The 13,832-nt window shown below is 73.3% G+C and carries 10 protein-coding genes; 8 read left to right on the top strand and 2 right to left on the bottom strand.

Annotated features, from left to right (window positions below; genetic code table 11):
• Positions 1 to 75: 75 nt before the first annotated feature.
• A complete protein-coding gene (locus ACZ4WZ_RS02680; protein ID WP_467884312.1) occupies positions 76 to 1,710 on the top strand; it encodes an amidohydrolase in 1,635 nt (544 codons plus the stop codon).
• Here ACZ4WZ_RS02680 and ACZ4WZ_RS02675 read toward each other — a convergent pair.
• On the bottom strand, positions 1,677 to 2,768 hold the full coding sequence (locus ACZ4WZ_RS02675) for a LacI family DNA-binding transcriptional regulator (RefSeq protein WP_467884310.1): 1,092 nt from the start codon (positions 2,766 to 2,768) through the stop codon (positions 1,677 to 1,679). The two genes, ACZ4WZ_RS02680 and ACZ4WZ_RS02675, sit on opposite strands and share 34 nt — an antisense overlap.
• A 130-nt stretch (positions 2,769 to 2,898) precedes the next feature.
• Here ACZ4WZ_RS02675 and ACZ4WZ_RS02670 point away from each other — a divergent pair, with 130 nt between their 5' ends.
• The 6 genes from ACZ4WZ_RS02670 (at position 2,899) to ACZ4WZ_RS02645 (ending at position 9,167) form a co-directional block, all read left to right on the top strand.
• The gene (locus ACZ4WZ_RS02670) at positions 2,899 to 4,530 is read left to right on the top strand and encodes an ABC transporter substrate-binding protein (protein WP_467884308.1); all 1,632 of its coding nucleotides are present in this window, start codon (positions 2,899 to 2,901) and stop codon (positions 4,528 to 4,530) included.
• On the top strand, positions 4,527 to 5,480 hold the full coding sequence (locus tag ACZ4WZ_RS02665) for an ABC transporter permease (RefSeq protein ID WP_467884306.1): 954 nt from the start codon (positions 4,527 to 4,529) through the stop codon (positions 5,478 to 5,480). Before ACZ4WZ_RS02670 ends, ACZ4WZ_RS02665 begins: the two co-directional genes overlap by 4 nt.
• On the top strand, positions 5,477 to 6,355 hold the full coding sequence (locus tag ACZ4WZ_RS02660; protein ID WP_467884304.1) for an ABC transporter permease: 879 nt from the start codon (positions 5,477 to 5,479) through the stop codon (positions 6,353 to 6,355). Before ACZ4WZ_RS02665 ends, ACZ4WZ_RS02660 begins: the two co-directional genes overlap by 4 nt.
• Positions 6,356 to 6,360: 5 nt before the next feature.
• Positions 6,361 to 7,380, top strand: coding sequence for an ABC transporter ATP-binding protein (locus ACZ4WZ_RS02655; RefSeq protein ID WP_467884940.1), 1,020 nt, complete (start codon positions 6,361 to 6,363; stop codon positions 7,378 to 7,380).
• Complete coding sequence (locus ACZ4WZ_RS02650; RefSeq protein WP_467884303.1) at positions 7,377 to 8,198, top strand: ABC transporter ATP-binding protein; 822 nt, start codon at positions 7,377 to 7,379, stop codon at positions 8,196 to 8,198. The genes ACZ4WZ_RS02655 and ACZ4WZ_RS02650 overlap by 4 nt, the downstream gene beginning before the upstream one ends.
• Before the next feature lie 324 nt (positions 8,199 to 8,522).
• Entirely contained in the window at positions 8,523 to 9,167 is a 645-nt protein-coding gene (locus tag ACZ4WZ_RS02645; protein ID WP_467884300.1) for a carbonic anhydrase, read from the top strand.
• Positions 9,168 to 9,316: 149 nt separating this feature from the next.
• On the opposite strand, the gene ACZ4WZ_RS02640 is transcribed toward ACZ4WZ_RS02645, so the two are convergent.
• Complete coding sequence (locus ACZ4WZ_RS02640; protein ID WP_467884298.1) at positions 9,317 to 11,722, bottom strand: phosphoketolase family protein; 2,406 nt, start codon at positions 11,720 to 11,722, stop codon at positions 9,317 to 9,319.
• Between the two features lie 428 nt (positions 11,723 to 12,150).
• Here ACZ4WZ_RS02640 and ACZ4WZ_RS02635 point away from each other — a divergent pair, with 428 nt between their 5' ends.
• The gene (locus ACZ4WZ_RS02635) at positions 12,151 to 13,740 is read left to right on the top strand and encodes a sigma-70 family RNA polymerase sigma factor (protein ID WP_467884296.1); all 1,590 of its coding nucleotides are present in this window, start codon (positions 12,151 to 12,153) and stop codon (positions 13,738 to 13,740) included.
• Positions 13,741 to 13,832 lie beyond the last annotated feature (92 nt).

The raw sequence follows: 13,832 nt of genomic DNA, 5'->3' as shown, positions 1-13,832 counted from the left end.
ACACCATTGACGTGTAAACGGCCTTGCCGCTTCCATGGCGCCCACGCCCGTCGCCTCACGCTCAGGAGTTTTCGCATGGCCAAGGCCGATCTGGTCTTCACCCGCGGCCCCGTCTACACGGTGGATCCGGCCCGCACCCGGGCGACCTCGCTCGCCGTCACCGGCGACAGGATCACGGCGGTCGGCCACGACGAGGTACGGGAACTCGTGGGGCCCGGTACCGAGGTGGTCGACCTGACGGGGAAGCTGCTGCTCCCCGGCTTCCAGGACGCCCACATGCACCCGGTCTTCGCCGGGGCGGAACTGGCCGAGTGCGATCTGACCGAGACCGTCGGCGTGGAGGACTACCTGGCCCTGGTCCGCGCGTACGCGGACGCGCACCCCGACCGCGAGTGGATCACCGGTGGCGGCTGGTCCATGGAGAGCTTCGAGGGCGGGCTGCCGACCCGTCACCTGCTCGACTCCGTCGTCCGGGACCGCCCGGTGCTCCTGTCCAACCGGGACCACCACGGCGCCTGGGCCAACACCCGGGCGCTCGAACTCGCCGGGATCACGGCCGCCACTCCCGATCCCGCCGACGGCCGGATCGAGCGCGAGCCGGACGGCACTCCCAGCGGCATGCTCCAGGAGGGCGCCACCTCGCTGGTCGCCCGGCTGCTGCCGGCGAGCACGCCGGCGGAACTCCTCGCCGGGCTGCTCCGGGCCCAGGAGCTGCTGCACTCCCTCGGGATCACGGGCTGGCAGGACGCCATGCTGGGTGACCTCAACGGACGGCCCGACCCCTCGGACGCGTACATGACCGCCGCGGGGGACGGCTCGCTCACCGCCCGCGTGACCGGAGCGCTCTGGTGGGACCGGGCACGGGGCGCAGAGCAGATCCCCGAGCTGGTGGCCCGCCGCGAGAAGCTCCGGGCCGGACGGTTCCGCGCGACCTCGGTGAAGATCATGCAGGACGGTGTCGCGGAGAACTTCACCGCCGCCATGACCTCCCCCTATCTGGACGGCTGCGGCTGCGCCACCGCCAACAGCGGCCTGAGTTTCGTCGAGCCCGGAGCGCTGCGCGGGTACGTGACGGAGCTCGACGCCCTCGGCTTCCAGGTGCACTTCCACGCCCTCGGCGACCGGGCCGTGCGCGAGGCCCTGGACGCGATCGAGTCGGCGGTGGCGGCCAACGGACACCGTGGCAACCGGCACCACCTCGCCCATCTCCAGGTCGTCCACCCCGAGGACCTCTCCCGCTTCGCCCGGCTCGGCGCCCTGGCCAACATCCAGCCGCTGTGGGCGGCCCACGAGCCCCAGATGGACGACCTGACCATCCCGTTCCTGGGTCCGGAGCGTGCCGCCTGGCAGTACCCCTTCGCCGACCTGGTGCGCGCGGGCGCGACCCTCGTCGCGGGCAGCGACTGGCCCGTGAGCAGCCCCGATCCGCTGGCGGGCCTGCACGTGGCCGTGAACCGCCGGGATCCCGAGGCCGGCCACGACCGGGTCTTCTACCCCGAGCAGCGGCTCGACCTGCCGACCGCGCTGGCCGCCTACACCGCCGGTGCCGCCCATGTGAACGGTCACGACGACGCGGGCAGCCTGCGGGCCGGCAACCTCGCGGACCTCGTCGTCCTGGACCGCGACATCCTCACGGCGCCCGTGGAGGAGATCGCGGAGGCCCGGGTGGAGCGGACCTATGTCGGCGGCCGGCTCGTGTACGCGGGCTGAGCCGGCCGGACCGATGACGCCCGGACGTCGAGGCGGGTCGGGACGAGCGCCCCCGCCGCCTCCCGCTCGCCGTGTTCCAGGACCGCCACGAGCATGCCGATGCCCGCCTCCGCGATCGCCTCGGGCCGCAGGCTCAGGGTGGTCACGGGCGGCTCGGTGTGCTCGGCGGTGACGTCCTCGCTCACACAGACGAGGAGCAGGTCGCCGGGGACCTCGTAGCCGAGCCGGCGTGCCGCGTCCAGGACGAGGGGCGGACTCGCCTCGGCCACGACGAGGAGGGCGTCGGGCCTCGCCGAGCCGGCCGCCGGGTCACCCGCGAGGGCGGTCTCGACGGCGCGGACGACGGGACCGTTGCCCGGAGCCTCGACGCGTACCACCCGTTCCGGCAGGCCGTGGGCGGCGCACCACTCCCGGTGCGCGGCGAACACGTCGGTGTGGAAACGGGTGGTGCTGTCCGGCACCACGAGGACGGGCCGTCGGGCTCCCTGCTCCCGGAGGTGGTCGAGGGCCCCGCGCACGGCGCCGCCCGCGTCCACGTCCACCCAGTACGCCCCGGGCCGTCCCTCGACGGAGCGGTCGCTGAACAGGGGGATGCGGGCGGCGAGGAGGTCCTCGACGACCGGGTCGCCGGCGACCGGGTCGGCGACGACCACCGCGTCGAGCGCCAGGTCGGCCCACTCGCTCTGCAGGGACCCGGCGGGCAGCAGCACCATGGCGTAGCCGCGTCGCAGCGACGTCGCCGCGGTGGCCGCGGTCAGCCGGGCGAAGTACGGCGACTCCAGGAAGGTCCAGGGGGCGTCGGCGAACTCCCCGACCACGTATCCGATCAATCTGGCCCGTCCCGCGCGCAGCCGGCGCGCGGTGGCGTTGGGCCGGTAGCCCATTCTGCGCGCGGTCTCGCGGGCCCTCTGCCGGACTTCGGGAGAGAGCCTTCCGGTGCCGTTCAGTGCCGCCGAGACGGTCGTCTTGGACAGGCCCGCCTCGCGGGCCACGTCGACGAGGCGCACGCGTGGGAGGGGCTGCGAGGGCTGCCCGCCGTGCGGGGAGGCTTCGGTCATGCGACTGATGCTGCCACCCTCGTGACCTTTGCAAAACCGATCCCGCACAGCCTTGTGCGGGAACGTTCCCGCATCAATACTCGCTCCATCCCCAGCGCCCGTCACTACACCCGTAAAGGGGTGGGTCTGCATGCGCATGTCCCGAAGCATGGCGCTTCTCCTCTGCGCCGCCCTGGCGGCCACCACCGGTGCCTGTTCCGGCGCCACCACGCCCAGGACCGGCGGCGGCACCGACCACCAGGTGGCTCCGCTCTCGCCGGCCGCCCAGGGCCCGCTGGACTCCTTCACCTGGTCCCTGTACGCCGAGCCCTACACGCTCGACTACGCCCTCGCGTACGACTACCCGCCGAACACCGTGCTCGCCAACGTGTGCGAGCAGCTCATGCGGGTCACGCCCGACATGAGGATCGAGCCCGGCCTCGCGGTGAAGTACGACCGCCCCGACCCGCTCACGCTCGTCTACACCCTGCGCCCCGGCGTGAAGTTCCACGACGGCACGGCCATGACGGCCGACGACGCGGTCGCCTCCCTCCAGCGCCAGATGGACCCGGGGACCGGCTCCCCCTGGGCGTCGGCGTTCAAGAACGTCCGCTCCGTGGAGAAGACCGGACCGCTGGAGGTCACGCTCCGCCTCACCAAGCCCGACGTCCTGCTCCACGAGCTGATGGCCGCCTCCCCCGGCACCATCGAGAGCGCCGCCACCCTCGCCGAGGCGGGCAAGGACTACGGCACCCCCGCGGGCAAGGTCAACTGCACCGGTCCGTACGCCCTCGACACCTGGTCCCAGGGCGCCGGGATCACCCTGAAGAGGCACGACGCCTACTGGGACCCCCGGCTCGCCCCCAAGTCCGCCGCCGTGAGGTTCACCTTCATCGAGGACCCGGCCGCCCGCACCAACGCATTCCTATCCGGCACCGCCGACGGCGGATACATGGTGGCCCCCGCCACGATCGGACAGCTGCGCTCCAGCGGGAAGGGCAGCGTCCTCTTCGGTCCCAACACCGCCGCGTCGAACCTCGCCGTGCTCGACTTCGGCGGGCCGCTCGGCGACGTGAAGGTACGCGAGGCCCTCTCCCTGGCGCTCGACCGGAAGAACATCATCAAGGCCGCGGCCGGCGGCGTCGGCGTCCCCGCCAAGGCCCCCGCCGCGCGTGGCGCGTGGGCGCTGGCCCCGGAGAAGACCGCCGCGCTCTACGACACCCTGCCCGATCCCCGCTACGACCTCGACGCCGCGAAGAAGCTCGTCCAGGAGGCGGGCGCCGCCGGCCGCAAGATCACCCTGGTCACCAGCACGCTCGCCCCCGAGATCAGCGTCGTCGCCAACGCCGTGCAGGCCGCCGGCCGCGCGATCGGCCTCGACGTCGAGCTGAAGCCGGTGCCCCCCGAGGCGTACAGCAGCATCTTCGTCGACCCCGCCGCACGCGCCGGCCTGGACCTGGTCATCACCAACGGGTACGACAACACTCCGGACCCGCTGGAGTTCTACCAGTACCTGCGCACCGGCGACTTCGGGAACTACGGCAACTGGTCGAACGCCGCCTTCGACGCCGCCTTCGACCGGGCCAACGCCGAACCCGACGCGGGCGAGCGGGCGGAGCTGACCGCCGAACTCCAGCGGATCGCGATGCGCGAGCTGCCGGTCATCCCCCTCTACGAAGCGCCGTACGTGCTCTTCCTCGGCAAGCGCGCGACCGGCGCCCCGACCGGGATCGCCCAGCTGTACTACCCGTGGGCCGCTACGATCGGGGCCGCCGCCAAATGACGCGCTACCTCGTCGGACGAGTCCTCGGCCTGGCGGCGGTGCTGTTCGCGACCTCCCTCGTGGTCTTCGGCAGCGTCCACCTGGCCCCGGGCGACCCGGTGTCCTTCCTGCTCCACGGCCGCCCCGCGACCCCAGAGGCCGTGGCGGCCCTGCGCGCCCAGTACCACCTGGACGACCCGCTGACCGTGCAGTACGCCAAGTGGCTCGGCGGCGTCCTGCGGGGCGACTTCGGCAGCTCCGCCCAGTTCCACCAGGACGTCTCCGCGCTCATCGGATCCCGGCTGCCCGGCACGGCCCTGCTCGTGGGGTACGCGGCCCTGCTCGTCGCCCTCACCGGCATGGCGGCAGGCGTCCTCGCCGCACTGCGCCCCGGGCCGCTGGACCGGGCGGTGCTCCTCGGCAGCGGCCTCGCCACGGCCACCCCGCCCTTCGTGACCGCGATCGCGCTCGTGTCCCTGTTCTCCGTCCGTCTGGGCTGGTTCCCCGGCCCCGGCACCACGGCCGTCGGATTCTCCGAAAGGCTGTACCACCTGACCCTGCCGGCCGTCGCCCTGGCGCTGACCTTCGCGGGGCTGCTCGCCCGGGTGACCCGCTCGGCGATGCTCGACGAACTCGGCCGGGAACACGTCGAGGTGGCACGCGCCCGCGGCGTCCCGGGGCGGACCGTGGTCCGCCGCCACGTCCTGCGCAACGCGCTCGGCCCGGTCGTCACCGTCGGCGGAACGATGCTCGCCGGGCTCCTCATCAGCACCTCGATCGTCGAGACCGCCTTCGACGTGCCCGGCCTCGGCTCCCTGCTCGTCCAGTCGGTCACCGCCAAGGACTTCGCCGTCGTACAGGCGATCACCCTCCTCAGTGTGGGCGCCTTCGTCCTCGTCAACCTCGCGGTCGACCTGCTCGCACCCCTCATCGACCCCCGGCTGTCGCTCCACGGGGAAGGCTCCTCATGACCACCACCGCACCTCCGGAGCCCGCCGTCCTGCGCCGCAGGCCCGGGCTGCGCCCCCTGCGCCTCGTCGCCCAGGGCCCGTTGTTCACCGCTTCGGCCGCGGTGCTCGCCGCTCTCGCCCTGATCGCCGTACTCGCCCCCGTCCTCGCGCCGTACGACCCCGAGGCCCTCGACCTCTCGGCGAGCCTGGCCGGGACCACCGGCGAGCACCTCCTCGGCACCGACCAGTCCGGGCGGGACATCCTGTCGCGGCTGATGCACGGGGCCCTCACCGGGCTGCTCGGCCCGCTGCTCGTCGTCGGCGTCTCCACCCTGGCCGGCACCCTGCTCGGCGTGGCGGCGGCCTGGCGCGGCGGCTGGGCGGACTCGGTCCTGTCCCGCTCGATGGACATGGTGTTCGCGATACCCGGACTCCTGCTCGCGATCCTGCTCGTCTCCGTCGTCGGCCCGGGGATGACCGCGCCCGTGATCGCGATGGCGGTGGCCTACACCCCGTACGTGGGCCGCCTGGTCCGCGGCATCGCGCGCCAGGAGAAGGCCCGCCCGTACATCGAGTCCTACCGGGTGCAGGGCTGGTCCGGCTGGAACGTCTGCCTGCGCCACCTGCTGCCCAACATCGCCCCCACCGTCTTCGCCCAGTCCGCGATGAACTTCGGGTACGCGCTGATGGACCTGGCGGCGCTCTCCTACCTCGGCTTCGGCGTGCAGCCGCCGACCGCCGACTGGGGCGCCATGATCAACGAAGGCCAGTCGGCCGTCCAGCAGGGGGCGATGCTGCCCGCCCTCGCCCCCTCCGCGTGCATCGTGCTCGCCGTGGTGGCGTTCGGCATCGTCGGCGAGGGCCTCGCCGACCGGATCGCGAGGCGGAAGCGGTGAAGCGCGTGGAGGAACAGCGGGAACGGACGGACGTGACCGAGGTCCCGGCCGGAGGCGGGGATCCGGTACTGGAGATCGACGGGCTCGGGGTACGGCTGACCGCCGACCGGGCCGCGCGGCCGATCCTGGACGGAGTCGGCCTGCGGGTACGCCCCGGTGAGAGCGTCGGCCTCGTCGGCGAGTCGGGCTCCGGCAAGTCGGTCGCGTGCCGCAGCGTCCTCGGGCTGCTGCCCGCCGGAGCACGCGCCGACGGCGAGGTCCGGGTCGCCGGACGGGACGTACTCACCATGAACCGCGCCGAGCTGACCGGGCTCCGGGCCCGGCAGGTCGCCATGGTCCACCAGGATCCGCGCGCCTCCGTGAACCCGCTGCGCCGCGTCGGCGACTTCCTCACCGAAGGGCTGCGCGCGGCCGGCACCCCGGCCGCCACGGCGACCGCGCGGGCCCTCGAACTCCTCGACGCGGTCGGTATCCGAGACCCTCGCGGCGCCCTGCGCCGCCGTCCGCACGAGTTCTCCGGCGGCATGCTCCAACGGGTGGTCCTCGCCGCCGCGCTCGCGGCCGAACCCGCGCTGATCGTCGCCGACGAGCCGACCACCGCCCTGGACGTCACGACCCAGGCGGAGATCGTCGCACTCCTCGCCCGGCTGCGCGCCGAACGCGGCACCGGCCTGCTCTTCGTCACCCACGACCTGGAACTGGCCGCCACCGTCTGTGACCGGGTGTACGTGATGTACGCCGGCCGGATCGTGGAGACGCGCGGTACCGACGAGCTGTTCGACCGCCCGCGGCACCCGTACACCGCGGGGCTGCTCGCCTGCACGCCGAGCATCGAAGCGGGCGCGCCCGCCCCCCGCCCCATCCCCGGGCGTCCCGTCTCCCTGGCCGAGGCACCGCCGGGCTGCGCCTTCGCCGCGCGCTGCGCCCACGCGGTCCCGCGCTGCTCCGAGGAGAAGCCCGCACTCACCCGGCACGGCGACGGACTCGCCGCCTGCCACCGCGCCGACGAAGGGATCACGCTGTGACCGCCTCAGCGAAGGAGGAACCGGTCGTCGAGGGCCCGGCGGTCGAGGGGCTGGTCGTCGAAGGCCTGCGGAAGCGGTACGGGGACCACACGGCGGTCGACGGCGTGTCGTTCTCCCTGGCGCCCGGGGCCTGCCTCGCGATCGTCGGCGAGTCGGGCAGCGGCAAGACCACCACGGTGCGGATGCTCGTCGGCCTGGAGCGCCCGGACGGCGGGACCGTCCGCCTGGACGGCCGGGACCGCTCCGCGCGGCCCCGGCGGAGGGCGGAACGGCTGGCAAGGGCCCGGGAGATCCAGATGGTCTTCCAGGATCCGTACCTCTCGCTCGACCCGCGGGTGACCGTCTCCGGATGCCTGGACGAGGTACTGCGCCTCCACACGGCCCTCGACGCGCCGGGCCGCAGCGCCCGGGTCGCCCAGCTCCTGGACCAGGTGGGCCTCGGCACGCGCGAGGCCGCCGCCCTCCCCCGTGACCTCTCCGGCGGCCAGCGGCAGCGCGTGGCGATCGCGCGCGCCCTTGCCGTGGAGCCCCGGGTCCTCGTCCTCGACGAGGCCGTCGCCGCGCTCGACGTGTCGATCCAGGCCCAGATACTCGAACTCCTCGCCCGGATCCGCAGCACATCGGGGATCGGCTACCTGTTCGTCACGCACGACCTGGCGGTGGTCCGGCACATCGCCGACGAGGTCCTCGTGCTCAGGTCGGGTCGCGTCGTGGAGACGGGCCCGGTCTCCCGGGTCCTGGAGGCGCCGCAACACCCATACACCCGGCTCCTCCTGGACTCGGTGCCCCGGCGCGGCCGGTTCCCCGCAGGCCGGTGAACGCCACAGTCCGGTCCGGCCTCGGCACTCACCGGCCCGCCCCTCGCGGCGGGTGACCACCAGGTGGCCGCCCACGGCGCCGGGACCTCGGGATCCCCGAGCGGCGCAGGACCGCGAGCTGCTCGGACAGGGCGGAAGCCCCGGGCCTGGACCAAGGCCAGTGGCGCGGTCGAACTTGCCTTGGCCGCCGGTCTCGCGCTACCGGCGGCCCGAAGGGCCGGCGCCCGGGCCACCGCACCGTTCTTCGCCGGAGCGTTCCCGGCGAACGTACAAGTGCCCGGGTCGGCCGGTGCGACGGCCGAAGTCACCTCGTAGGCTGGCGCCATGACTGAGAAGATCCAGACGCCGTCGCCCCGCGAGGCTTTCGACCTGCTCATGGCCGGCAACAAGCGCTTCGTCACCGGCGCCCCCGAGCACCCGAACCAGGACGCCGCACGCCGCACCCAGACCGCACCGTCCCAGCAGCCCTTCGCCGTGCTGTTCGGGTGCTCCGACTCCCGGCTGGCCGCCGAGATCATCTTCGACCGGGGCCTGGGCGACCTGTTCGTGGTCCGCACCGCCGGGCACGTCGCCGGCACGGAAATCCTTGGTTCCATCGAGTTCGGCGTGGCCGTCCTCAACGCGCCGCTGGTCGTCGTCCTCGGTCACGACTCGTGCGGCGCCGTGGCCGCGGCCTGCTCCGCCCTGGAGAACGGGCAGACGCCGGGCGGCTTCGTCCGCGACGTGGTCGAACGGGTGACTCCCAGCGTGCTGGCGGCCCGCGCCGCCGGACGCGAGACGGCCGACGAGATCCTGGCCGAGCACATCGAGCACACGGTGGACCTGCTGCTCGACCGCTCCCGCGTCCTGGCCGAGGCAGTAGCAGCGGGCCGCCTCGGCGTGGTGGGCATGTCGTACCGGCTCGCCGACGGCAGCGCGCAGCTCGTCGCCGCTCGCGGCCTCGACGTGGAGGTTCCCACCGCGTCCTGACCACCCCCGTCCACCGGCCCGGTCACGCCCCCGGCCCGTGCCGTACCGGCGCGGAGCGCGAGCTGCGGGGTGTGGCCGGGGAACGGGCCGCGGCCGTCGCTGACGGCGGCACGAGCCGCGCGGCACATCCCTCAACGGGTGTGCCTCTCTCACCTGCCACCGGCCGGCCGGTCGTCGCCCCAGGTCCAGTCGGTGACTTCGGGCATGTCCGTGCCGTGTTCGCGGATCCAGGCGTGGTGGCGGACGCGGGCGTCCGCCATGGCCTGCCGTACGCCCACGGCCCGTACGGCGAGTCCCGGCACGCGGTCGATCACGTCCATCACGAGGCGGTAGCGGTCGAGGTCGTTGCGTACGACCATGTCGAAGGGGGTCGTGGTGGTGCCCATCTCCTTGTACCCGCGGACGTGCAGGTTCGGGTGGCCGGTGCGGCGGTAGGCCAGGCGGTGCACGAGCCAGGGGTAGCCGTGGTAGGCGAAGATCACCGGCTTGTCGGGGGTGAACAGGGCGTCGTATTCCAGGTCGGTCATGCCGTGGGGGTGCTCCTCGTGGGGCATGAGCCGGGTCATGTCCACGACGTTGACCACGCGTACGGCGAGCCGGGGCAGATGGTGCCGCAGGAGGCCGGCCGCCGCGAGGATCTCCTGGGTGGGGACGTCACCGGCGCAGGCGAGGACGACGTCCGGGTCGCGCGTGCCGTCCTCGGTGCCCGCCCATGCCCACAGGCCGGCCCCGCGGGCGCAGTGCGCGCGGGCCTCATCGAGGGAGAGCCAGTCGAAGCAGGGCTGTTTGCCGGCCACGATCACGTTCACGTAGTCACGGCTGCGCAGGACGTGGTCCGCCACGGACAGCAGGGTGTTGGCGTCCGGCGGCAGGTAGACGCGGACGACCTCCGGGCTCTTGTTGAGGACGTGGTCGACGAAGCCGGGGTCCTGGTGGGAGAAGCCGTTGTGGTCCTGGCGCCAGACATGGGAGGTGAGCAGGTAGTTGAGGGAGGCGACCGGTGCGCGCCAGTGCAGGGCGCGGGAGGTCCTGAGCCACTTGATGTGCTGGTTGACCATGGAGTCGACGATGTGGACGAAGGCTTCGTAGCAGGAGAACAGTCCGTGCCGCCCGGTCAGCAGGTAGCCCTCCAGCCAGCCCTGGCAGGTGTGCTCGGAGAGGATCTCCATGACCCGGCCGTGCCGGTCGAGGTGCTCATCGGTCTCCAGGACCGGCTCCTGCCACGCCTTGCCGCTCGCGGCGTACACGGCCTGGAGGCGGTTGGAGGCGGTCTCGTCGGGGCCGACGAGGCGGAAGTCGCGGCGCTCGCCGGTGGAGGCCATGACGCTTTCGAGCAGCTGCCCCAGCACCGCGGTCGGCTCGTGGCGGGTGGCGCCGGGCCGGTCCACGGGCACGGCGAACCGTTCGAGCGGAGGCAGGGGCAGGTCCCGCAGGAGCAGGCCGCCGTTGGCGTGCCGGGTCGCACCCAGCCTCCGCTCGCCCTCCGGCACGCATTCCAGCACCTGGGGGCTCGGCCGGCCGGTCTCGTCGAAGAGCTCCTCGGGGCGGTACGAGCGCAGCCACGCCTCCAGCTGGGCCCGGTGGCCGTCGTCGTCGCGGACTTCCGCCAGGGGCACCTGGTGGGAGCGCCAGGTTCCTTCGACGGGCAGGCCGTCGACCTCGGCCGGCCCGGTCCAGCCCTTCGGCGTGCGCATGACGATCACCGGCCAGCGCGGCCGTCCCGCGGGGGCGCCGGTACGGGCTCGCCGCTGGACGTGCCGGATGCGGTCGAGGGCCGTGTCCATCGCCGCGGCCATGGCCCGGTGGACCCGGTGCGGGTCGTCACCGGTGACGTGCAGCGGGTCGTGGCCGTAGCCCCGCAGCAGTTCGTCGAGCTCGGCCTCGGGCAGCCGCGCGAGCACGGTCGGGTTCGCGATCTTGTAACCGTTGAGGTGGAGGATCGGCAGGACCGCACCGTCGTGGACGGGGTCGAGGAACTTGTTGGAGTGCCAGGATGCGGCGAGCGGTCCCGTCTCCGCCTCGCCGTCGCCGATGACGCACGCCACCAGCAGGTCCGGGTTGTCCAGGGCCGCGCCGTAGGCGTGCGACAGGGAGTAGCCCAATTCACCGCCCTCGTGGATCGAGCCGGGGGTTTCGGGTGCCACGTGGCTCGGCACCCCGCCCGGGAAGGAGAACTGCCGGAACAGCCGGGTCATGCCGTCCTCGTCGCGGCTCACGTCCGGGTAGACCTCGCTGTAGCTGCCCTCCAGCCAGGAGTTGGCGAGAACGGCCGGCCCGCCGTGCCCGGGACCCCAGACGCACAGCGCGTCGATGCCGTGCCGCTTGATGATCCGGTTGAGGTGGGTGTGCACGAGGTTGAGGCCCGGGGAGGTGCCCCAGTGGCCCAGCAGCCGCGGCTTGATGTGCCCGGGTTCCAGCGGCTTCCTCAGCAGCGGGTTGTCCATCAGGTAGATCTGTCCGGCCGACAGGTAGTTGGCGGCCCTCCAGTGCGCGTCGAGCGCACCGAGTTCCTCGTCGGTCAGCGGTACGCCGGCCGGACGCTCGTCCTTGCGCATGCTTCCTCCGTCGTGTGGGGTCGCGGCGGGAGCCGGACCGGTGGAACCGGAGTCTCCGATGCCCCGCCACGGGAATGCGAACCGTCGCCACGGCGGCGGGGGCGGATCACCCCGCGGTCCACGGACACGTGGCCCCATGGTCCTCAGTGCACCTGCCCCCAACGACGCTGACACAGCGGAAACGTCGCGGTAGGGGCCGGATGGGCCACGCGCACACGCGCGGCGACCCAGCTCGTGCCCCCGGCGAGGCACCCGGGCGGGTGAGAGGCGTGCGACCCCGCACCACGACGGTTGCGAGGATCGACATGGGCACCGGGCTCGCACACACGGCAGGGTCCCGATCCCCGGTCCGGGGCACGGACTTTGGTCGCACACCTTTGCGGAGGCTAGGGTCTGACGCCGTAATGAGAAAGGTGGAAACGGGGCTCATGGACGCGGACCACGCGGGGCTGGTCGTCGCGGCGCAGGCCGGGGACGACCGGGCGCGCGAAGAACTGATCGCCGCCTACCTGCCCTTGATCTACAACATCGTCCGACGAGCGGTGAGCGGACATGCCGACGTCGATGACGTCGTCCAGGAAACCCTGTTGCGCGTGGTGCGTGATCTGCCCGCGCTGCGCGCCCCCGACAGCTTCCGCTCCTGGCTGGTGTCGATCACCCTGCGCCAGATACAGACCCATGGGCAGCGGCACCGCGTCCTGGCGAGCAGGACGGCGGTCATCGACGAGGCCGTCCACCTACCGGATGCGGGCCCCGAGCCCGCGGACGCGACGATCCTGCGTCTGCACGTGTCGGACGAGCGCCGTCAGATCGCCGAGGCCGGCCGGTGGCTCGACCCCGACCACCGGGTGCTGCTGTCACTGTGGTGGCAGGAACGCGCCGGACTGCTGAGCCGTGAGGACACGGCCGCCGCGACGGGCCTCACCGTCGCCCACGCCGGAGTGCGCCTGCAGCGCATGCGCGAGCAGCTGGACCTGAGCCGGACGATCGTCGCCGCGCTGGAGGCCCGCCCGCGCTGTCCGCGGCTGGACGAGACCGTCGCCGGCTGGGACGGTCTGCGGACATCGGTGTGGCGGAAGCGGATCGCGCGGCACACCCGCGACTGCCCGGTCTGCACGGCGACGGCGGCGAACCGGGTCCCTGCCGAGCTGCTGCTCCTCAGCTTCGCTCCCCTGGCCGTCCCCGCCGGACTCATCGCCGCGCTGACCGCCAAGGGCCTGTTGTCTGGTTCGGCCGCGAGCGCCGCCGGGCTGGCCACGGCCCCCGTCGCCGTCGGCACGGCGACGGCGAGCGCGACCGCGACGGCGGGAGGCGGTCTGCACGGCGCTCTGACCGGCAAACTCCACGTGGTGACCGCCCATCCGCTGGCGAGCCTCGCCGCCGGCGCGGTGCTCATCACCGGTGCCGCCACCTACGCGGCCTGGCCGGAACCGGCGCACCGGGCGCCCGGCGTCACCGCCGCTCCCCCGGCCGGCGATCCCACGGTCGCCGCTCCCCCGGCCGGCAGCCCCACGCCGGTCCCGTCGAGCACCCCCACGTCGGCCGGACCACCGTCCGCGAGTCCGTCCGCGGTCGCCGGCACGGTCCCGCTGGGCGCGCAATCACTGGAGTCCGTGGACGAACCCGACCTCTACCTGACGTATTCCGGCGACTTCGCGACGCTGGGCGGAGTGTCCGCGTCCAGCAGTGCGCAGGCACGGCAGCGCATCACGTTCACCGTGGTCCGGGGGCTGGCCGACACACGGTGTGTCACCTTCCGTGCGGCCGACGGCCGTTATCTGCGGCACCACTATCTGCGGCTGCGGCTGAGCACCGACGACGGCAGCGAACTGTTCCGCAAGGACGCCACCTTCTGTCCGCGCCCCGGGGCGGTCGCCGGGTCGGTGACCCTGCACTCCCACAACTACCCCGGATCGGTCATCCGCCACCGCGACGGCGGGATCTGGCTCGATGGCACCGATGGCACTCGGGCCTTCGCCGGCCAGGCCTCCTTCGTCGTCCGCAAGGCCCGGTCCTGAGAACCGCTCCCTGACCGTCCCTGACCGTCCCTGACCGTCCCGGGCCGCGCCGCGCCGTGACAGCCGGTGAGCCGGCACCCGGCCCCCGCATG

The sequence above is a fragment of the Streptomyces sp. NPDC029122 genome, assembly GCF_055569445.1.
This window is presented reverse-complemented; position numbering and strand designations above follow the sequence as displayed.

Coding starts and splice junctions, on each gene's coding strand:
- ACZ4WZ_RS02645 (WP_467884300.1), top strand. CDS start 8,523: ATGACTGAGAAGATCCAGACGCCGTCGCCCCGCGAGGCTTTCGACCTG.
- ACZ4WZ_RS02640 (WP_467884298.1), bottom strand. CDS start 11,722: ATGCGCAAGGACGAGCGTCCGGCCGGCGTACCGCTGACCGACGAGGAA.
- ACZ4WZ_RS02680 (WP_467884312.1), top strand. CDS start 76: ATGGCCAAGGCCGATCTGGTCTTCACCCGCGGCCCCGTCTACACGGTG.
- ACZ4WZ_RS02635 (WP_467884296.1), top strand. CDS start 12,151: ATGGACGCGGACCACGCGGGGCTGGTCGTCGCGGCGCAGGCCGGGGAC.
- ACZ4WZ_RS02665 (WP_467884306.1), top strand. CDS start 4,527: ATGACGCGCTACCTCGTCGGACGAGTCCTCGGCCTGGCGGCGGTGCTG.
- ACZ4WZ_RS02670 (WP_467884308.1), top strand. CDS start 2,899: ATGCGCATGTCCCGAAGCATGGCGCTTCTCCTCTGCGCCGCCCTGGCG.
- ACZ4WZ_RS02660 (WP_467884304.1), top strand. CDS start 5,477: ATGACCACCACCGCACCTCCGGAGCCCGCCGTCCTGCGCCGCAGGCCC.
- ACZ4WZ_RS02675 (WP_467884310.1), bottom strand. CDS start 2,768: ATGACCGAAGCCTCCCCGCACGGCGGGCAGCCCTCGCAGCCCCTCCCA.